Source organism: Paraburkholderia sp. SECH2 (assembly GCF_030464795.1).
Taxonomy (GTDB): domain Bacteria; phylum Pseudomonadota; class Gammaproteobacteria; order Burkholderiales; family Burkholderiaceae; genus Paraburkholderia; species Paraburkholderia aspalathi.
The window spans coordinates 50,723-70,858 of sequence record NZ_JALPRH010000017.1 but is presented as its reverse complement, the minus strand read 5'-3'; the positions used below and the strand labels follow the sequence as shown (position 1 = coordinate 70,858).

At 59.8% G+C, this 20,136-nt stretch carries 18 protein-coding genes; 12 read left to right on the top strand and 6 right to left on the bottom strand.

Going from position 1 to position 20,136, the window contains the following annotated elements:
* Positions 1 to 10: 10 nt before the first annotated feature.
* From acnA to M0D66_RS24920, 6 genes are all read right to left on the bottom strand, one after another.
* Positions 11 to 2,728 carry an aconitate hydratase AcnA gene (gene acnA / locus M0D66_RS24945; protein WP_054034783.1) on the bottom strand — a complete coding sequence of 906 codons (2,718 nt, stop codon included), beginning with the start codon at positions 2,726 to 2,728 and terminating at the stop codon, positions 11 to 13.
* Positions 2,729 to 2,768: 40 nt separating this feature from the next.
* Complete coding sequence (locus M0D66_RS24940) at positions 2,769 to 4,220, bottom strand: bifunctional 2-methylcitrate dehydratase/aconitate hydratase (RefSeq protein WP_211699800.1); 1,452 nt, start codon at positions 4,218 to 4,220, stop codon at positions 2,769 to 2,771.
* 25 nt (positions 4,221 to 4,245) lie between these two features.
* Complete coding sequence (locus M0D66_RS24935; protein ID WP_200617449.1) at positions 4,246 to 4,746, bottom strand: hypothetical protein; 501 nt, start codon at positions 4,744 to 4,746, stop codon at positions 4,246 to 4,248.
* A 105-nt stretch (positions 4,747 to 4,851) separates the two neighbouring features.
* Positions 4,852 to 6,039, bottom strand: coding sequence for a 2-methylcitrate synthase (gene prpC / locus M0D66_RS24930; RefSeq protein WP_211705676.1), 1,188 nt, complete (start codon positions 6,037 to 6,039; stop codon positions 4,852 to 4,854).
* A gap of 163 nt (positions 6,040 to 6,202) precedes the next feature.
* The gene (locus M0D66_RS24925; RefSeq protein ID WP_211705675.1) at positions 6,203 to 7,216 is read right to left on the bottom strand and encodes a CoA ester lyase; all 1,014 of its coding nucleotides are present in this window, start codon (positions 7,214 to 7,216) and stop codon (positions 6,203 to 6,205) included.
* Positions 7,217 to 7,443: 227 nt separating this feature from the next.
* Positions 7,444 to 8,427 carry a malate dehydrogenase gene (locus tag M0D66_RS24920; RefSeq protein WP_074289036.1) on the bottom strand — a complete coding sequence of 328 codons (984 nt, stop codon included), beginning with the start codon at positions 8,425 to 8,427 and terminating at the stop codon, positions 7,444 to 7,446.
* A gap of 505 nt (positions 8,428 to 8,932) precedes the next feature.
* Here M0D66_RS24920 and M0D66_RS24915 point away from each other — a divergent pair.
* The 12 genes from M0D66_RS24915 to asd all read left to right on the top strand — a co-directional run bounded on the left by M0D66_RS24915 (position 8,933) and on the right by asd (position 20,098).
* Positions 8,933 to 9,733: a GntR family transcriptional regulator gene (locus M0D66_RS24915; RefSeq protein WP_054034789.1), complete on the top strand. Its 801-nt coding sequence runs from the start codon at positions 8,933 to 8,935 to the stop codon at positions 9,731 to 9,733.
* Between the two features lie 157 nt (positions 9,734 to 9,890).
* Entirely contained in the window at positions 9,891 to 10,307 is a 417-nt protein-coding gene (sdhC, locus tag M0D66_RS24910; RefSeq protein WP_054034790.1) for a succinate dehydrogenase, cytochrome b556 subunit, read from the top strand.
* Between the two features lie 4 nt (positions 10,308 to 10,311).
* Entirely contained in the window at positions 10,312 to 10,680 is a 369-nt protein-coding gene (gene sdhD / locus M0D66_RS24905) for a succinate dehydrogenase, hydrophobic membrane anchor protein (RefSeq protein WP_054034791.1), read from the top strand.
* Between the two features lie 4 nt (positions 10,681 to 10,684).
* Entirely contained in the window at positions 10,685 to 12,460 is a 1,776-nt protein-coding gene (gene sdhA / locus M0D66_RS24900; RefSeq protein WP_211705674.1) for a succinate dehydrogenase flavoprotein subunit, read from the top strand.
* Between the two features lie 24 nt (positions 12,461 to 12,484).
* The gene (locus tag M0D66_RS24895; protein ID WP_054034792.1) at positions 12,485 to 13,189 is read left to right on the top strand and encodes a succinate dehydrogenase iron-sulfur subunit; all 705 of its coding nucleotides are present in this window, start codon (positions 12,485 to 12,487) and stop codon (positions 13,187 to 13,189) included.
* Position 13,190: 1 nt separating this feature from the next.
* Positions 13,191 to 13,463, top strand: coding sequence for a succinate dehydrogenase assembly factor 2 (locus M0D66_RS24890; RefSeq protein ID WP_097397112.1), 273 nt, complete (start codon positions 13,191 to 13,193; stop codon positions 13,461 to 13,463).
* 92 nt (positions 13,464 to 13,555) lie between these two features.
* Positions 13,556 to 14,857, top strand: coding sequence for a citrate synthase (gene gltA, locus M0D66_RS24885; protein ID WP_028196113.1), 1,302 nt, complete (start codon positions 13,556 to 13,558; stop codon positions 14,855 to 14,857).
* A 285-nt stretch (positions 14,858 to 15,142) separates the two neighbouring features.
* Complete coding sequence (gene leuC, locus M0D66_RS24880) at positions 15,143 to 16,552, top strand: 3-isopropylmalate dehydratase large subunit (protein WP_154557951.1); 1,410 nt, start codon at positions 15,143 to 15,145, stop codon at positions 16,550 to 16,552.
* Between the two features lie 6 nt (positions 16,553 to 16,558).
* Positions 16,559 to 16,717: an entericidin A/B family lipoprotein gene (locus M0D66_RS24875; protein WP_028196115.1), complete on the top strand. Its 159-nt coding sequence runs from the start codon at positions 16,559 to 16,561 to the stop codon at positions 16,715 to 16,717.
* Positions 16,718 to 16,804: 87 nt separating this feature from the next.
* On the top strand, positions 16,805 to 17,458 hold the full coding sequence (gene leuD, locus M0D66_RS24870) for a 3-isopropylmalate dehydratase small subunit (RefSeq protein ID WP_154557949.1): 654 nt from the start codon (positions 16,805 to 16,807) through the stop codon (positions 17,456 to 17,458).
* Between the two features lie 80 nt (positions 17,459 to 17,538).
* A complete protein-coding gene (leuB, locus tag M0D66_RS24865) occupies positions 17,539 to 18,606 on the top strand; it encodes a 3-isopropylmalate dehydrogenase (protein WP_200617441.1) in 1,068 nt (355 codons plus the stop codon).
* A gap of 370 nt (positions 18,607 to 18,976) precedes the next feature.
* The gene (gene asd / locus M0D66_RS24860) at positions 18,977 to 20,098 is read left to right on the top strand and encodes an aspartate-semialdehyde dehydrogenase (protein WP_027805102.1); all 1,122 of its coding nucleotides are present in this window, start codon (positions 18,977 to 18,979) and stop codon (positions 20,096 to 20,098) included.
* Positions 20,099 to 20,136 lie beyond the last annotated feature (38 nt).

The following is a 20,136-nucleotide window of genomic DNA, read 5'->3' as shown; positions in this document are numbered from 1 at the left end:
TACCTTAACCTCAAGCAGCCAGCAGCGAACGCAACACGAACGGCAGAATCCCGCCGTGCTTGTAGTAGTCCACTTCGATCGGCGTATCGATACGCAGCAGAACCTGCACGCGCTTCTCCTTGCCGTCCTTGCCGCGAATTACCAGCGTCACTTCCTGTTGCGGCTTGAAGTCAGCGCCCAGGCCTTCGATGTCGTACGTCTCTTCGCCGGTAATACCCAGCGACTGAACGCTATCCGACCCCTTGAACTGCAGCGGCAGAACGCCCATGCCCACCAAATTCGAACGGTGAATCCGCTCGAAGCTGCGAGCAACCACAGCCTTCACGCCCAACAGTTGCGTACCCTTCGCAGCCCAGTCACGCGACGAGCCCGTGCCGTACTCTTCACCCGCAAACACAACCGTCGGCGTGCCCGCGTCGATGTACTTCATCGCTGCGTCATAGATCGACTCTTGTTCGCCGCTCGGCTGGTGAATCGTCAGGCCGCCTTCCACACGCGTACCGTCTGCCTTCGCCGGGATCATCAGGTTCTTGATCCGGACGTTCGCGAAGGTGCCGCGCATCATCACGTCGTGGTTGCCGCGGCGCGAGCCGTAGCTGTTGAAGTCGGCCTTCTGCACGCCGTTTGCCTTCAGCCACTTGCCTGCCGGCGAGTCTTCCTTGATCGAGCCTGCCGGGCTGATGTGGTCGGTCGTGACCGAGTCACCGAAGATGCCCAGTGCGCGTGCGCCCTTGACCGGAGCGATGCTGTCGGCCGGCGTCATCGAGAAGTCCTTGCCGAAGAACGGCGGCTCAGCGATGTAGGTCGACTTCGGCCAGTCGTAGACTTGACCTTCTTCGCCTTCGATCTTGCTCCACAGGTCGCCCTTCTTGGTCAGCGACGCGTAGTTCTTGCGGAACGCGTCTGCGTCCAGCGCGAACTTGAGCAGCTCGTTGACTTCTTCGCTGGTCGGCCAAATGTCGCCCAGGTAGATGTCCTTGCCGCCCTTGCCCTTGCCGACCGGTTCGGTCATCAGGTCGCGCGTGATGTTGCCGGCGATTGCGTAAGCCACAACCAGCGGCGGCGAGGCCAGGAAGTTCGCGCGGATGTTCGGATGGATACGCGCTTCGAAGTTACGGTTGCCCGACAGAACCGCTGCCGCGACGATGTCGTTCTTCGTGATCGCTTCGTTCAGTTCCGGCGTCAGGTCGCCTGCGTTGCCGATACAGGTCGTGCAACCGTAAGCGGCCAGCGTGAAACCGAGCTTGTCGAGGTACTTCATCAAGTCGGTCTTCGTCAGGTATTCCGTGACGATGCGCGATCCCGGCGCCAGCGAGGTCTTGATGTGCGGCGCGACCGTCAGGCCAGCTTCCACAGCCTTCTTGGCCAGCAGACCAGCAGCCAGCAGCACGCTCGGGTTCGACGTGTTCGTGCACGACGTGATCGCGGCGATCAGGATGTCGCCGTTCTTCACGTCGACGCCGTTGCTCGTCGTGTATTGCGCGTCCAGATCTTCCGACTTCTTCGCAAAGCCGTTTTCTGCCACCGGCTTCGAGAACAGGTCGCTGAAGGTCGACTTCACGTGACCAATTTCGATACGGTCTTGCGGGCGCTTCGGACCTGCCAGCGACGGCGTCACCGTGCCGAGATCCAGCGTGACGACCTTGGTGTAGTCGATCTGGCCAGCCTTCGGAATACCGAACAGACCCTGCGCCTTGAAGTAGTTTTCGAAGGCGGAGATTTCTGCGTCGGTGCGGCCCGTGCCCTTGAAGTAGTCGATGGTTTTTTCGTCGACCGGGAAGAAGCCCATGGTTGCGCCGTATTCCGGAGCCATGTTGCCGATCGTCGCGCGATCCGGCAGCGACAGCGACTTCGTGCCTTCGCCGAAGAACTCGACGAACTTGCCGACAACCTTTTCCTTACGCAGCAGTTCCGTCACGGTCAGGACCAGATCGGTCGCCGTCAGGCCTTCGCGCAACTTGCCCTTCAGTTCGACGCCCACCACGTCCGGCGTCAGGAAGTACACCGGCTGGCCGAGCATGCCGGCTTCAGCTTCGATACCGCCCACGCCCCAGCCCACCACACCGATACCGTTGATCATGGTGGTGTGGCTGTCGGTGCCGACCAGCGAATCCGGGTAGTACACGGTGTCCGCGCCTTCGGCCTTCTTATGCACGCCGCGTGCGAGGTATTCCAGGTTCACCTGGTGAACGATACCGACGCCCGGCGGCACGACCTTGAACGTGTCGAATGCCTGCATGCCCCACTTCATGAACTGGTAGCGCTCGTTGTTGCGCTGGAATTCCAGTTTCATGTTCAGATCGAGCGCGTTTTTTTCGCGGAAGTGATCGATCTGCACCGAGTGGTCGACCACCAGATCAACCGGGACCAGCGGTTCGATCGACTTCGGATCCTTGCCCATGTGTTTCGCGACACCGCGCATTGCAGCGATGTCAGCGAGCAGCGGAACGCCGGTAAAGTCCTGCAGCACGACGCGCGACACCACGAACGGGATTTCGTCGACGCGCGCTGCGGTCGGCTTCCAGTTCGCGAGTTGCTCGATGTGTTCTTCGGCGATCTTCTTGCCGTCGTAGTTACGCAGCACCGATTCCAGCACGATACGGATCGAAACCGGCAGGCGGTCGATCTTGATGTTCAGTGCCTTGCCGAGTTGCGGCAGGGAGTAGAACTTGCCTTTGCCGGAACCGCTGTCGAATTCCTTGAGCGTTTTGTGGAGGTTGTGGGCCATGGTGTTTTCCTTGGTTTGATCGCGGAACTACTGTACTTAACTAGATGACGTACAAATCGACGTATTCATTGACCGGCATGGCTTCGAGCCTTGCCTGATCGAGCGACACGTCGAGAATCGCCAGTTGTTGCTTGACCGGAAAGCGGCGCGCGAGATTGGTCTTGAACTTCTCGACCAGCAACGGAATTCCGTCTTCGCGACGACGCTTATGACCGATCGGGTATTCGACTACAACTTCGTCGAACGTCGACCCATCGTTGAATTCGATCGTCAGTGCATTGGCGATCGAACGCTTCTCCGGATCGTGGTAATCCTTCGTGAACTGCGCGTCTTCGACACATTCCATCCCGGCGCGCAGCACATCGATACGCGCGTCCTGCGCGATCGAATCTTCATAATCCGCGGCCGTCAGACGGCCATGGATCAACGGCACGGCGATCATGTACTGAATGCAATGATCGCGGTCGGCCGGGTTGTTCAGGGGGCCCTTCTTGTCGATGATACGGATCGCGGCTTCGTGTGTGCGGATCGTGATCTTCCTGATGTCTTCCACTCGCTTGCCTGCTGCATTGAGTTGCGCATGCAGCGTCATTGCCGCTTCCACCGCCGTCTGCGCGTGGAATTCAGCCGGGAACGAGATCTTGAACAACACGTTTTCCATCACGTACGAGCCGTACGGGCGCTGGAATTTGAACGCATTGCCCTTGAACAGGACATCGTAAAAGCCCCACGTCTTCGCGGTCAGCACCGACGGATAGCCCATCTCGCCGGTCTTCGCGATCAGCGCAAGACGTACGGCGCGCGAAGTCGCATCGCCCGCGGCCCACGATTTGCGCGAACCCGTGTTCGGCGCGTGACGGTAGGTGCGCAGTGCATGCCCATCGACAAACGCCTGCGATACCGCGTTGATCAACTCATCGCGCGTCAAACCGATCAGTTGGCCGACCACGGCGGTCGAAGCCAGCTTCACCAGCAATACGTGATCGAGCCCGACCTTGTTGAACGAGTTTTCGAGCGCGATACAGCCTTGAATTTCGTGCGCCTTGATCATGCCGATCAACACGTCTTTCATCGTCAGTGGCTGTTTGCCTGCTGCGATGGCACTGCGCGAGAGCCAGTCGGCCGTCGCCAGAATCCCGCCGAGGTTATCCGACGGATGGCCCCATTCGGCGGCCAGCCATGTGTCGTTGAAGTCCAGCCAGCGGATCATTGCGCCGATGTTGAAGGCGGCTTGAACCGGGTCCAGCTGGAACGACGTGCCCGGCACCTTCGCGCCGTTGGGGACGATCGTGCCCGGCACAATCGGTCCCATCAGCTTGGTGCAGGCAGGATAGGTGAGCGCCTCGAGTCCGCAGCCGAGCGTATCGATCAGGCAGTTACGCGCGGTGTCTAGCGCGAGCGTGCTGTCGATCGGGAATTCCAGTACGTAATCGACGATATCGACCAGGACTAAGTCCGGGTCGGGTCGCACGTTGGAAATCGGAGCGGACATCGGGGAGCTTTCCTGATGTAACTGATTAGTTGCTGGTCTTGTCGATCGCGTTCGATTGCGTCGGAGCCGGTGCGCCTTGTTGCATGGCTACCGTCTTGCACTCGTCGGCCAGACGCGAGCTGTCCTTATCCGAGAACAGCATTGCCTTCGTCGGGATCACGACCAGGTCCATACCCGATGCTGCGTCGTGGAAGCGGTCTGCGCCCGTGGTGGTCGATTCGCGCGGCAGATTGTAGTTTTTGTTCGCCCAGTGAACCGTGACGATCTGGTCACGCTTCATGTCGCCCTTCAGGTCGAATGCCAGACCTTCGTTGCACGACCACTTTTCCGAACCTTCCGGCACCGGATCAACCTTCGCTTCCTTGGCAGGATTGGCCTTGCGCTTGATCAGGCGCTTCGGTTGCGGCTTCTTCGGCACAGCCTTGGCAGCCGGCGTGGTGGTGGTTTGTGCAGCGGCGTCCGTCGCAACGGTCAGCATCGTCGTGGACAAAGCGCCGATTACGGCGGCGATCAACAGCTTATTCATGGAGGAGAACCTTTCTATCTAGTTTCAGTTGAACAGTACGCGGGCTACCGGTCCTGGCAACCGCGAGGGTTGAACTGCACGCGCTTCGAAAGCGCACAGCGACCGCTATTTTCTCCTATTTAGCGCCACGAACTTCAAATTCTCTGGACCGGTGTAATTCGCACTCGGACGGATGATCTTGTTGTCGATCCGTTGCTCGATAATGTGCGCGCTCCAGCCTGCCGTACGGGCGATCACGAACAGCGGCGTGAACATCGCCGTCGGCACGCCCATCATGTGATACGAAACCGCGCTGAACCAGTCGAGATTTGGAAACATCTTTTTCACATCTGCCATCACTGTTTCAAGTCGCTCGGCGATATTGAACAGCTTCAGGTTGCCCGCTTCCTTCGACAGCTTCTTCGCGACTTCCTTGATGACCTTGTTGCGCGGGTCGGAAATCGTGTACACCGGGTGACCGAAACCGATCACCACTTCCTTGTTTTCGACGCGCTTGCGGATGTCGGCTTCAGCCTCATCCGGCGTCTGATAGCGCGACTGGATCTCGAACGCGACTTCGTTGGCGCCGCCATGCTTCGGGCCACGCAGTGCACCGATTGCACCGGTAATCGCCGAGTAGATGTCCGATCCCGTACCGGCGATCACACGGCCGGTGAACGTCGACGCGTTGAATTCATGCTCGGCGTACAGGTTCAGCGACACATGCATCGCGTCGACCCACGCCTTCGACGGCTCTACGCCGTGCAGCAGATGCAGGAAGTGACCGCCGATCGAATCGTCGTCGGTTTCGACTTCGATGCGCTTGCCGTTGTGCGAGTAGTGGTACCAGTACAGCAGCATCGAACCGAGCGAGGCCATCAGCTTGTCGGCGATGTCGCGTGCGCCCGGCAGGTTGTGGTCGTCTTTCTCGGGCAGCACGGTGCCGAGCACCGACACGCCGGTGCGCATCACATCCATCGGGTGCGCGGCAGCCGGAATCCATTCCAGCGCGGCTTTGACGTTAGCGGGCAGACCGCGCAGCGCCTTGAGTTTGGTCTTGTAGGCGGTCAGTTCGGCCTGCGTCGGCAGCTTTTCGTGGACCAGCAGATACGCGATCTCTTCGAATTCGCAGGCACCGGCGATGTCGAGAATGTCGTAGCCACGGTAATGCAGGTCGTTGCCGGTCTTGCCGACCGTGCAAAGGGCAGTGTTGCCAGCAGTCACGCCGGACAGCGCGACGGATTTCTTCGGTTTGAACCCGTTTTTAGATTCGTTCTCGCCTTGTGCACCGGCGGTTTGCGTCGTCTCGCTCATCTCCCGCAATCTCCTTTGTGCCTGCTCATTGTTTCCGGTTGAACCACGGATTCGACGTCTGTTTCCTGCTGCGCGAGACGCTGCTTCGATTCGCTTGTACGGCGCCACGCGAGGGCGCCTACCAGCGCTGCCACGCCGACTGCTGCATTGGCCATCGTGCTCATCATGCGGCTTGCCCGTTAGCGCCCACTTTCGTGAAGAGCGGCGCAGCGTCTTGCGGGACGGCGCGACCCGTGGATTGCGCGCGACGCAGCACCGACCAGTAGTAGCGATAGCTCGCCCGGTCATGCAGCGTGTCGTGATAGCGCGTCGGCCCCCATTGCGCCGACTGCGCAGCCAGCAGAATTTCGGTAGCAGTGACGATTTCTTCGTCGCGCGGAGCAAACGCAGCGACGATCGCTTCGATCTGCGCCGGATGGATGCTCCACATGCGCGTGTAGCCGAACTCGTTGCGGGCACGTGCGGCGTCGTTTGCAACCACGCTCATGTCGCGCACTTCGGTGCTGACGTTATGCGACGGCACCTTGCCGTACGCATGGCAGGCCGCCGAAATCTCGAGCTTGGCGCGCCGCACCAGCGGATGATCGAACTGACCGGGCGAGCGCATGGCGGTGTCGGGAATCGCGCCATCGTGCGCGGAAACAAAGTCCATCAGGCCGAAGCTCAGCGCCTCGACGCCGGGGAGCGCGGCCAGATCGAACACGCGCGTCAATGCGCCATGCGTCTCGACCAGCAATTGCGCCGGCACCGGCTGCGCAATGCCAAGTTCACGTCGCGTCGCCTCGATGAACGCGACCATTTCGGCGGCATCGGGGACGTTGCGGATCTTCGGCAGGGTGATGTAAGCAGGCGCTCGCTTTGCGGCCCGCAGAATGAGACGGACGTCATCACGCCAGTGCGCGTGATCGAAGTCGTGAATCCGCACGCCGACGCGGCCGAAGCGGTCATGCTCGCTGCCCAGCAGCGATGCGACCAGCTCCGCGTGTTCCGCTTCGCGGCCGACCTGTGCACCGTCTTCGCAATCGAGCGTGATGTCGAACACCGGGCCGAGTTGCTGCTGCAATGCCAGTGATTTCAGCATCAGCTTCTCGCTGCCGGCGTAGTGATCGCAGGCAGGCAGCACAGCGGGCGGCACTTCGCCGTCAAACAGCACTTCGGCGGGTGTGAGGGCGCGCATCTTCGGCGTCAGGATTCTGGGTGGTCGGGTGGGTAAATCGGATTCGGACGCGTTCTGCTCGGCGATCAACCAGCCATGACGCAAAGCGCGTTCGAATCAGAGGCGAATACTGGCACGACAAATTGCGAAGTGAACCGCAATTTCGTGGGACGTACCTGCATTCGCACGTAAAAAACCGGAACCCGCCGCGATAAAGCTACGGAGTTCCGGTTCGTCTGCATCAGGGCTTAGCCGAGCAGATGTTGAACGCCTTCGCGCTCTTCGAGCAGCTCGTTCAGCGTGCCGTCCATCTTTTCGCGCGAGAACGCGTCGATTGCCAGACCTTCAACGCGCTTGTACTCGCCGTTTTCGCACGTAACCGGCACACCGTAGATGATGTCTTCCGGAATGCCATACGAACCGTCCGACGGGATACCCATCGTGACCCACTTGCCGTTCGTGCCGAGCACCCAGTCACGCACGTGGTCGATTGCAGCGTTAGCTGCCGACGCTGCCGACGACAGGCCGCGCGCTTCGATGATCGCCGCGCCGCGCTTGCCGACGGTCGGGATGAACGTGTTGCGGTTCCATTCTTCGTCGTTGATCAGCTTGGTCAGGTCTTGACCTTCTGCCGTTGCAACGCGGAAGTCCGGGTACATGGTCGGCGAGTGGTTGCCCCACACAGCCAGCTTTTCGATCGAAGCGACCGGCTTGCCCGACTTGGCGGCCAATTGCGACAGCGCGCGGTTGTGGTCGAGGCGCAGCATGGCGGTGAAGTTCTTCTTCGGCAGATCCGGCGCCGACTTCATTGCGATGTAAGCGTTGGTGTTGGCCGGGTTGCCGACCACCAGCACCTTCACGTCGCGGCTCGCGACTTCGTTCAGCGCCTTGCCCTGAACCGTGAAGATTTCGGCGTTTGCCGACAGCAGGTCTTTACGCTCCATGCCTTTCGAACGCGGACGTGCGCCGACCAGCAAGGCAACGTCTGCATCCTTGAATGCAACCTTCGGGTCGTCAGTGATCACGACACCCGACAGCAGCGGGAATGCGCAATCATCCAGTTCCATCACGACGCCTTTGACGGCGCCTTGCGCTTGCGGCAGGTCGAGCAGTTGCAGGATAACCGGCTGGTCCTTACCGAGCAGGTCGCCATTGGCGATGCGGAACAGTAGGGAGTAAGCGATTTGACCTGCGGCGCCGGTGACGGCAACGCGCTTTGCGGGCTTAGCCATTGAGAAATCTCCAGGACGATGCGTTAGACGCTAGGGAAAACGCCATTCTATATGTGCGTTCAGCGAAGCGTTGTGAAACACGGCGGAATTCACTGTTTGCGTACGGCCTCGGAATGTGCCGAGGCTGTGCGGCGCGCTGCGGCAAGACCGCCATGCCGGAAACCTGTGCTGCTGGGCGGGGAGCGGGGCATCCTGGCGCCGGGTAGCCGCTGCACGATGCGGGCTCCTGCAAACAGCGCGTTTCGGCAAGCGTCTGACCAACGAATGGCGGCGAATCGAAACCTGGACTGCGTGGGAACAGCATGGCGCAGAGTGGCTGCCGGTGCGCTGCGGCGCTGTATTGCACAGTGCAAAACAGCCGCCGAAAAACCCGCAAACCCTTGCTCGACAAGGAGTGTAGGAGCCGTCAGACACAAAGTCAACATTATCTTATGTCTTATATAAGACATATCTGTTGCGGGGAAAACCCTAGACGCGGCCCGGCCCTTTATGATGAAATGCGCGGATGACTTCGAACCAGGCGAACACCGCGAATCCGAACGGCCATGGGGCCACGGGCGAGGGTGTATCCGCTGCCACGCCCGCCACGTCGCCCACTTTCAGCCCCTTGTATCAGCAGATCAAGGGCTTGATTACGCAGAGCCTCGAAACCGGCGAATGGAAACCTGGCGAGATCATTCCTAGTGAAGTCGAATTGGCGGCCAGATTCAAGGTCAGCCAGGGAACTGTGCGCAAAGCGATCGACGAGCTTGCTGCCGACAACCTGCTGGTGCGCCGCCAGGGCAAGGGTACTTTTGTTGCAACGCACAATGAAGACCGCGCCCAGTTTCGCTTCCTCAGATTACTGGCCGATGACGGCGCGGAACATCCGCACGTCAGCCGCCTGCTTGAGTGTCGGCGTTTGCGTGCTTCGGCGGACATCGCCCGGCAACTCGATCTGAAACCCGCCGATCCGGTGGTATTGATCAAGCGCTTGCTGCAGTTCGACGGTGAAGTCACCGTACTGGACGAAATCTGGTTACCCGGCGCGGTGTTTCGCGGGCTCACGCTTGAGCGGCTGTCGGAGTATAAAGGTCCCCTCTACGCCATGTTCGAGACGGAATTCGGCACACGCATGATCCGCGCAACGGAGAAGATCCGCGCGGTCGCAGCTGATCCGGCAGTCGCCGATCTGCTGCATGTGCCGGCGGGTTTCCCGCTGCTTTCGGTCGAACGCGTCTCCTATACATATGGAGACCGGCCGGTTGAGGTGCGCCGTGGTTGGTATGTCACAACCGGGTATTACTATCAGAACGATCTGAGCTGAATCGGGACGAAAAAAGGCGTCGCGTCCCACACGCGCGCCTGTTTGAAGGCGCCTTTATCGCGCGCGCTGTAACGGACCTGTAGTGGTTTTCGCTGCAGCGCGATATAAAAAGGCGCTAAAATTGCGGATTAGTGTGACTACATAGTAGGGGTCTAGCATGGCTGAAGCCGTAAAAAAACCGAGGCCGGAATTCCGGAACATCGGTATCGGGCAGATTTTGACGGCATACCGTCTCCCGCTAGCGGGGCGCGTGTCCATCTTGCACCGCTTAAGCGGTGGGCTGCTTTTTGTTTTTCTTCCGTTCCTGCTGTACCTCTTCGATCAGAGCCTGACTTCCGAACTTAGCTTCGAAGTGTTCAAGGGCTTCCTCTCCAACATCATCGTCAAGCTCATCACGCTCGTTCTCGCGTGGGCCTTCCTGTTCCACTTCTGCGCTGGTGTCCGTCACCTGTTCATGGACACGAGCCACGGCCTCACGACCAAAGAGAAGGGCAAGCAAACCTCCATCGTGGTGCTGGTCGTTTCGTCGCTTCTGACGATTGCTTTCGCGCTCAAACTCTTCGGAGCATTCTAAAAAAATGGCAGCTAATAACCGAATCGGTCCGAAGCGTCTCGTCGTCGGCGCACATTACGGCCTGCGCGACTGGCTCGCCCAGCGCATTACCGCCTGCATCATGGCCGTCTACACGGTGATCCTGCTCGCGTGGTTCTTCGGCGCGCGCGATTTCTCGTATGACGGCTGGGCCTCGATCTTTGCAACGCAATGGATGAAGCTCGCCACGTTCGTCACGCTGCTGTCGCTGTTCTATCACGCGTGGGTTGGTATCCGCGACATCTGGATGGACTATGTGAAGCCCGTTGGCACGCGCCTGTTTCTTCAAGCGCTGACGATCGTCTGGCTGCTCGCATGTGCGGGCTACGCTGCGCAGATTCTCTGGAGAGTGTAAAAGAATGGCTGCAATCAAGAATTCTCTGCCGCGTCGCAAGTTTGACGTGGTTATCGTCGGCGCAGGCGGCTCGGGGATGCGCGCTTCGCTGCAACTCGCGCGCGCCGGTCTGTCGGTTTGCGTGCTGTCCAAGGTGTTCCCGACGCGTTCGCACACGGTCGCTGCCCAAGGCGGCATCGGCGCCTCGCTCGGCAACATGAGCGAAGACAATTGGCACTACCACTTCTACGACACGATCAAGGGTTCCGACTGGCTCGGCGACCAGGACGCGATCGAGTTCATGTGCCGTGAAGCACCGAACGCCGTGTACGAACTCGAACACTTCGGCATGCCGTTCGACCGTAACGCTGACGGCACGATTTACCAACGCCCGTTCGGCGGCCACACCGCCAACTACGGCGAAAAGCCGGTGCAACGCGCTTGCGCGGCCGCTGACCGTACTGGTCACGCGCTGCTGCACACGCTGTATCAGCAAAACGTGGCAGCCAAGACGCAGTTCTTCGTCGAATGGATGGCGCTGGATCTGATCCGCGACGCCGACGGCGACGTGCTTGGTGTCACCGCGCTGGAAATGGAAACCGGCGACGTTTACATCCTCGAAGGCAAGACCACGCTGTTCGCTACGGGCGGCGCGGGCCGGATCTTCGCAGCATCCACGAACGCGTTCATCAACACCGGTGACGGCTTGGGTATGGCTGCGCGTTCGGGTATCGCACTGCAAGACATGGAATTCTGGCAATTCCACCCCACCGGCGTGGCCGGCGCGGGCGTGCTGATTACCGAAGGCGTGCGTGGTGAGGGCGGTATTCTGCGTAACTCGAACGGCGAGCGTTTCATGGAACGCTACGCGCCGACGCTGAAGGATCTGGCGCCGCGCGACTTCGTTTCGCGTTCGATGGACCAGGAAATCAAGGAAGGCCGCGGCGTGGGTCCGAACAAGGATCACGTGCTGCTCGACCTGTCGCACATCGGCGCTGAGACGATCATGAAGCGTCTGCCGTCGATCCGCGAAATCGCCATGAAGTTCGCGAACGTCGATTGTATTAAAGAGCCGATTCCGGTTGTGCCGACCATCCACTATCAGATGGGTGGTATCCCGACGAACATCAACGGCCAGGTCGTTGGCACGTCGCGGGATCACAAGGAAGTCGTCAACGGCTTCTACGCAGTGGGCGAATGCTCGTGCGTGTCGGTGCACGGCGCAAACCGTCTCGGCACGAACTCGCTGCTCGACCTGGTGGTGTTCGGCCGCGCGGCCGGCAACCACATCGTCAAGCACGTGAAGGACATCAAGGAACACAAGCCGCTGCCGGCCGACGCAGGCGATTTCTCGCTGGCGCGTCTGAACAAGCTGGACAAGTCCACGTCGGGCGAATACTCGCAGACCGTTGCGGCTGACATCCGTTCCACGATGCAGGCGCACGCCGGCGTGTTCCGCACGTCGAAGCTGCTGGCCGAAGGTGTCGAGCGGATTCGCGGAGTGGCTGACCGTGTCGACAACATCTATCTGAAAGACAAGTCGAAGGTGTTCAACACGGCGCGTATCGAAGCACTGGAAGTGGAGAACCTGATCGAAGTGGCCCGCGCCACGATGGTTTCCGCCGAAGCCCGCAAGGAAAGCCGCGGCGCGCACGCGCAAGACGACTTCGAACATCGCGACGACGAAAACTGGCTGCGCCATACGCTTTGGTTCAGCGAAGGCGATCGCCTCGACTACAAGCCGGTTCAGATGCAACCGCTGACCGTCGAATCGGTGCCGCCGAAAGCGCGTACCTTCTAAGGCACAAGTCAAAGGAATTCAGAAATGGCCAAGCGTACATTTGAAATTTACCGCTACGATCCGGACAAGGACGCAGCGCCGCGCATGCAAACGTACGAGATCGAAATCGACTCGCACGAACGCATGCTGCTCGACGCGCTGCTCAAGCTGAAAGCGATGGACGAAACTTTGTCGTTCCGCCGTTCGTGCCGCGAAGGCGTGTGCGGTTCGGACGCGATGAACATCAACGGCAAGAATGGTCTGGCCTGCTTGCAGAACATGAACGACCTGCCGCAGAAGATCGTGCTGCGTCCGCTGCCGGGCCTGCCCGTCGTGCGCGACCTGATTTGCGACTTCACGCAGTTCTTCAACCAGTATCACTCGATCAAGCCGTACCTGATCAACGATACGCCGCCGCCGGAAAAGGAACGTCTGCAGTCGCCGGAAGAACGCGACGAGCTCGACGGCCTGTACGAATGTATTCTGTGCGCTAGCTGCTCTACGTCGTGCCCGAGCTTCTGGTGGAATCCGGACAAGTTCGTCGGCCCGGCTGGTCTGTTGCAGGCCTATCGTTTCATCGCGGATAGCCGCGACGAAGCGACGGGTGAACGCCTCGACAATCTGGAAGATCCGTACCGTCTGTTCCGTTGCCATACGATCATGAATTGCGTCGACGTCTGCCCGAAGGGCCTGAACCCGACCAAGGCGATTGGCAAGATCAAGGAATTGATGGTTCGCCGCGCAGTCTAGGATGAACGAAACATCGCATCAGTCCGACCCTCTCCGCCGCGCGCGCCTTCGCTGGCGTGCGCGGCGGGGCCTGCTGGAAAACGATCTGATCTTTGAGCGTTTTTTCAGCCGATATGAGCATGACCTCAGCGATGCCGATGTAGGCGCTCTCACGCGCCTGCTCGAGCTGAGCGATAACGACCTGATGGACTTGCTGCTCGTTCGCAAGGAACCGGAAGGCGAACTTGCCGACCCGGATGTGATCCGGGTGCTGGAGCTGTTGCGGAATGCTTGAGCACCGCTAACGTCTTGAGCGCCGCTTGTCCGTTGTTCCCAGGCGTGCAAATTATCGAAACCCTGTTTCCATACTTCGATTGAGGATGTGCTATGACCCCGTCAGATGTTAAAGCCACGCTATCGTTCAGCGACAATTCGCCGAGCGTTGAAATGCCGATTTACAAGGGCACTCTCGGCCCGGACGTGATCGACATCCGCAAACTGTACGGCCAGACCGGCAAGTTCACGTACGACCCGGGCTTTATGTCGACGGCGGCGTGCAATTCGGCGATCACGTACATCGACGGTGACAAGGGCGAGCTGCTGTATCGCGGCTACCCGATCGACAACCTCGCGCAAAACGCCGACTTCCTCGAAACCTGCTATCTGCTGCTGAAGGGCGAACTGCCGAACGCGCAGCAGAAAGACGAGTTCGTGAACACCGTCACGAAGCACACGATGGTGCATGAGCAAATGCACTTCTTCTTCCGTGGCTTCCGTCGCGACGCACACCCGATGGCGATTCTGGTCGCTGCAGTCGGCGCGCTGTCGGCGTTCTATCACGACTCGCTCGACATCAACAATCCGCGTCACCGTGAAGTGTCGGCCATTCGCATGATCGCGAAGCTGCCTACGCTCGTCGCGATGGCGTACAAGTACAGCATCGGCCAGCCGTTTGCGTACCCGAAGAACGACCTGTCGTACAGCGCGAACTTCATGCACATGATGTTCTCGAACCCGTGCGAAGAGTACAAGGTCAACGACGTGCTGGTGCGCGCGCTGGACCGTATCCTGATCCTGCACGCAGACCACGAACAGAATGCGTCGACCTCGACGGTTCGTCTGGCGGGTTCGTCGGGCGCTAACCCGTTCGCGTGTATCGCGGCCGGTATCGCTTGCCTGTGGGGCCCGGCGCACGGTGGTGCGAACGAAGCCGCACTGAACATGCTGGAAGAGATTGGTTCGGTCGACAATATTCCTGAGTTCATCAAGCAGGTGAAGGACAAGAACTCGGGCGTGAAGCTGATGGGCTTCGGTCACCGCGTCTACAAGAACTACGATCCGCGTGCGAAGCTGATGCGCGAAACCTGCCACGAAGTGCTGGAAGAGCTGGGCCTGCACGACGACCCGCTGTTCAAGCTGGCTATGGCACTGGAAAAGATCGCACTGGAAGACGAATACTTCGTGTCGCGCAAGCTGTACCCGAACGTCGACTTCTACTCGGGTATCGTGCAGCGCGCGCTGGGCATCCCGACGTCGATGTTCACGTGTATCTTCGCGATGGCACGTACTGTCGGCTGGATTGCACAGTGGAACGAAATGATCGCTGATCCGGAACAGAAGATTGGCCGTCCGCGTCAACTGTTCATCGGCGACACGCAACGCGAAGCGAAGCCGATTGCGCAACGCTAAGCGGTAGTCTTTGCGGCGCGTTTTATCGCCAAAGGGCGGTGAAATGCGTGCGGCCGGATGAATGAAAAACGCCCCAACGGGTTGACCGTTGGGGCGTTTTGTTTTGGATACGCGAAACTGCGGGTGGCAAATGGGGTCCGGGTAACATCCATACAGGTATCGTCACTACCACCCAACTCCCTGTTTTTTATCGGTTTTTTGCATGATTCATGGGCCCTAAGCGGGGTTCTGCGTGGCATAATCGACCGACACAGTCAGCCCGCAGTCATTACTACCCCGCATACCATGGCACAGACTCTCTACGACAAATTGTGGAACACACACGTGGTCCACACGGAAGAAGACGGTACGACGATTCTCTATATCGACCGTCACCTGCTGCACGAAGTCACCAGCCCTCAGGCGTTTGAAGGCCTGAAGCTGGCTGAGCGTCCGGTGTGGCGTATCAGCGCGAATCTGGCGGTGTCGGACCACAACGTCCCCACCACGGATCGCAGCCACGGCATTGCCGATCCGGTCTCCAAGCTGCAAGTCGATACGCTCGACACGAACTGCGACGCCTATGGCATCACGCAGTTCAAGATGAACGACCTGCGTCAGGGCATCGTGCACATCATCGGGCCGGAGCAGGGCGCAACGCTGCCGGGCATGACCATTGTCTGCGGCGACTCGCACACGTCCACGCACGGCGCGTTCGGCGCGCTGGCGCACGGCATCGGCACCTCGGAAGTCGAGCACGTGCTGGCCACGCAAACGCTCTTGCAGAAGAAGAGCAAGAACATGCTGGTGAAGGTCGAAGGCCCGTTGCCGCGCGGCTGTACCGCGAAAGACATCGTGCTCGCGATCATCGGCAAGATCGGCACGGCAGGCGGCACGGGCTATGCGATCGAATTCGGCGGTTCGACGATTCGCGCGCTGTCCATGGAAGGCCGCATGACGGTCTGCAACATGGCAATCGAAGCAGGCGCGCGCGCCGGCATGGTCGCTGTAGACGACACCACGATCGAATACCTGAAGGGCCGTCCCTTTTCGCCGGCAGGCGTCGAGTGGGATCACGCGGTCGAGTACTGGAAGCAGTTCAAGTCAGACGAAGGCGCGCAATTCGACCGCGTGGTCGAGCTGAACGCTGCGGAAATCGTGCCGCAAGTCACGTGGGGCACGTCGCCGGAAATGGTCACGGCCGTGGACGGCCGCGTGCCGGATCCGGAGCGCGAAAAAGACCCGGTCAAGCGCGATGCAATGGAGCGCGCGCTGAAGTACATGGCGCTCGAACCGAATGCGCCGATCGAATCCATCAAGCCGGATAAAATCTTCATCGGGTCGTGCACCAACGCGCGCATTGAAGACATTCGCGCTGCGGCATACGTCGTGAAGAAGCTCGGCCGCCGCGTCGCACCGAACATCCGTCTGGCCATGGTCGTGCCGGGTTCGGGTCTGGTGAAGGCGCAAGCGGAACGTGAAGGCCTCGATAAGGTCTTTACGGATGCCGGTTTCGAATGGCGTGAGCCCGGTTGCTCGATGTGTCTCGCAATGAACGCCGACCGGTTGGATCCGGGCGAGCGTTGCGCATCCACGTCGAATCGTAATTTCGAAGGTCGTCAGGGCGCCGGTGGCCGTACCCACCTCGTGAGCCCCGCGATGGCTGCTGCAGCGGCTATCGAAGGGCATTTCGTCGATATTCGCAAGCTTGGATAAACACGCATGATGAAGAACATGAATCGCACCACTCTTTTGCGGCGTTTCGCACTCGGTACCCTGGCCGGGCTATTGCTCGGTCTGGCCGGCTGCAACACGGTGCACGGATTTGGCGAGGACATGTCGCACCTCGGCAATTCGATCAGCAATCACGCTGACAAATAAGCGGTTTTTGATTTTTGCCGGCGATGCGCCGGGGCGGCTTTCCGGCCGTCACGCGCATCGCCCGGTCTCGAAACAGGCGCAAGCGTCATGGATAAATTCATCGTACACACCGGCGTCGTGGCGCCGCTCGATCGTGAGAACGTCGACACGGACGCGATCATTCCGAAGCAATTCCTGAAGTCGATCAAGCGCACGGGTTTCGGTCCGAACGCGTTCGACGAATGGCGCTACCTCGACCACGGCGAGCCGGGTCAAGACAACTCGAAGCGTCCGCTGAACCCGGATTTCGTGTTGAATCAGCCGCGCTATCAGGGCGCTTCGGTGCTGTTGGCGCGCAAGAACTTCGGTTGCGGCAGCTCGCGTGAGCACGCACCGTGGGCGCTGGAGCAGTATGGTTTCCGCGCAATCATTGCGCCGAGCTTCGCCGATATTTTCTACAACAACTGCTTCAAGAACGGCGTGCTGCCGATCGTGCTGACCGAACAGCAAGTCGATCACCTGTTCAACGAAACGTACGCGTTCAACGGCTTCAAGCTGACCGTCGACCTGGAAGCGCAAGTCGTGCGCACGTCGGACGGTAGCGCCGAATATCCGTTCGAAGTGGCGGCGTTCCGCAAGTACTGTCTGCTGAATGGCTTTGACGATATCGGCCTCACGCTGCGTCATGCTGACAAGATTCGCCAGTTCGAAGCCGAGCGGATTGCGAAGCAGCCGTGGCTGAATCACCGCATCGTCGGGTAAAGGCTTGCAGGCCTGAGGGCCCAGCGGCTCGCTGATTCACGCTTAGAAAAGTCTCGAAGAAAATCATCAAGGAAACTCGCATGAAGATCGCAGTCTTGCCGGGCGACGGCATCGGTCCCGAAATCGTCAAGGAAGCCGTCAAGGTATTGAACGTACTCGGCGAAAAGTTCGAACTCGAAGAAGCGCCGGTTGGCGGCGCGGGTTACGAAGCCAAGGGCCATCCACTGCCCGATTCGACGCTGGCGCTGGCGAAAGAAGCCGATGCGATCCTGTTCGGCGCCGTTGGCGACTGGAAATACGACTCGCTCGAACGTGCGCTGCGTCCGGAGCAGGCGATTCTCGGTCTGCGCAAGCACCTGCAATTGTTCGCGAACTTCCGTCCGGCAATCTGCTATCCGCAACTCACGGGCGCTTCCTCGTTGAAGGAAGAGATCGTTTCGGGTCTCGACATCCTGATCGTGCGCGAACTGAACGGCGACATCTACTTCGGCGCGCCGCGCGGCGTGCGTTCGTCGCCGGATGGGCTGTTTGAAGGCGCGAAGGAAGGCTTCGACACGATGCGCTATTCGGAACCCGAAGTGCGCCGCATTGCGCATGTCGCGTTTCAAGCGGCGCAAAAACGTCAGAAGAAACTGACGAGCGTGGATAAGGCCAATGTGCTCGAAACGTCGCAGTTCTGGCGCGACGTGATGATCGACGTGTCGAAGGAATACGCTGACGTCGAGCTGTCGCACATGTACGTGGACAACGCGGCGATGCAACTGGTCAAGGCGCCGAAGGCGTTCGACGTGGTTGTGACCGGCAACATGTTCGGCGACATTCTGTCGGACGAAGCTGCCATGCTGACGGGCTCGATCGGCATGCTGCCGTCGGCATCGCTCGACAAGAACAACAAGGGCTTGTACGAGCCGTCGCACGGCTCGGCACCGGATATCGCCGGCAAGGGCGTGGCGAATCCGCTGGCAACGATTCTGTCGGCCGCAATGATGCTGCGCTATTCGCTGAACAAGGCGGAACAGGCGGATCGCATCGAAAACGCGGTGAAGAAGGTGCTGGAACAGGGTCTCCGCACGGGCGACATTCTGACCCCGGGTTGCAAGCAGGTCGGCACCGCGGCGATGGGCGATGCAGTGGTCGCCGCGCTTTAAGGCGCTTTGAAGCACTTGGTAGTTAGGCCGCGAAACAGTCTTCAAAGCGGCCTTTAAAACGCGAATTGGCCTCGAAACAGGCCGATTCGCGCGTAATACGGACGATAACGGCAGACGATCACGTCGCCAGATTCCGGTTTTCGTGTATATTGTAGCGATGGCGCACATGGCTCAAATCTCCTCGATTTCGAAACTGCACGGCAAAACGGCCCGTGTGGTTGAGCTCGCCATTACCATCAAAGCGCTCATTAAAACGATTACCCCGAAAACGATCACGAAACGCTGATCGTCCGTCGTGCCCGCTCATCTTCCCCGCGCGGTCACTGCGGGCAAAGATGCGGGGAAGTTTCCATTCGAAGGGTATGAAGTCATGAACGTAGGTCTCGTAGGTTGGCGCGGTATGGTCGGCAGCGTCCTGATGCAACGTATGCAACAGGAAGGCGATTTCGACTTGATCGAACCGGTGTTTTTCAGCACCAGCAACGCGGGCGGCAACGCGCCGTCGTTCGCCAAAAACGAGACCAAGCTCAAAGATGCGACAAGCATCGAAGACCTGAAGAAGTGCGAAGCGATCATCTCCTGCCAGGGCGGCGATTACACGAATGAAGTGTTCCCGAAGCTGCGCGCAGCGGGCTGGAACGGCTATTGGATCGACGCGGCCTCGTCGCTGCGCATGAAAGATGACGCGGTCATCATTCTCGATCCGGTCAACCTCGACGTGATCAAGAATGCGCTGGTCAAGGGCCAGAAGAATTTCATCGGCGGCAACTGCACGGTCAGCCTGATGCTGATGGCGCTGGGCGGCCTGTTCCGCGAAAACCTCGTCGACTGGATGACGGCCATGACGTACCAGGCCGCTTCGGGCGCGGGCGCGCAAAACATGCGCGAACTGCTGCAGCAAATGGGCACGCTGTACGGCGCGGCCAAGGAAGACTTGGCGGATCCGTCGTCGGCGATTCTCGACATCGACCGTCGCGTGCTGAGCGCCATGAACAGCGACCGTATGCCGACCGACAACTTTGGCGTGCCGCTCGCCGGCTCGCTGATTCCGTGGATCGACAAGGATCTCGGTAACGGCATGTCGAAGGAAGAATGGAAGGGCGGCGCGGAAACCAACAAGATCCTCGGCAAGCCGGCTATGGGCACGCCGGGTTCGATCCCTGTAGATGGCCTCTGCGTGCGGATCGGCGCAATGCGCTGCCACTCGCAGGCATTGACCATCAAGCTGAACAAGGACGTGCCGCTGGACGAAGTGAACAGCATCCTCGCGTCGGGTAACGACTGGGTCAAGGTGGTGCCGAACGAACGCGAAGCATCCATGCGCGATCTGTCCCCGGCCGTGGTCACGGGCACGCTGACTGTGCCGGTTGGCCGTGTGCGCAAACTGGCGATGGGCGGCGAATATCTGTCGGCCTTCACGGTCGGCGATCAGCTGCTGTGGGGCGCGGCAGAACCGCTGCGTCGCATGCTTCGCATTGTGCTCGACAAGTAAAGTAAACTACGCGCTCACGACGCGTAGAAAACTCAAAA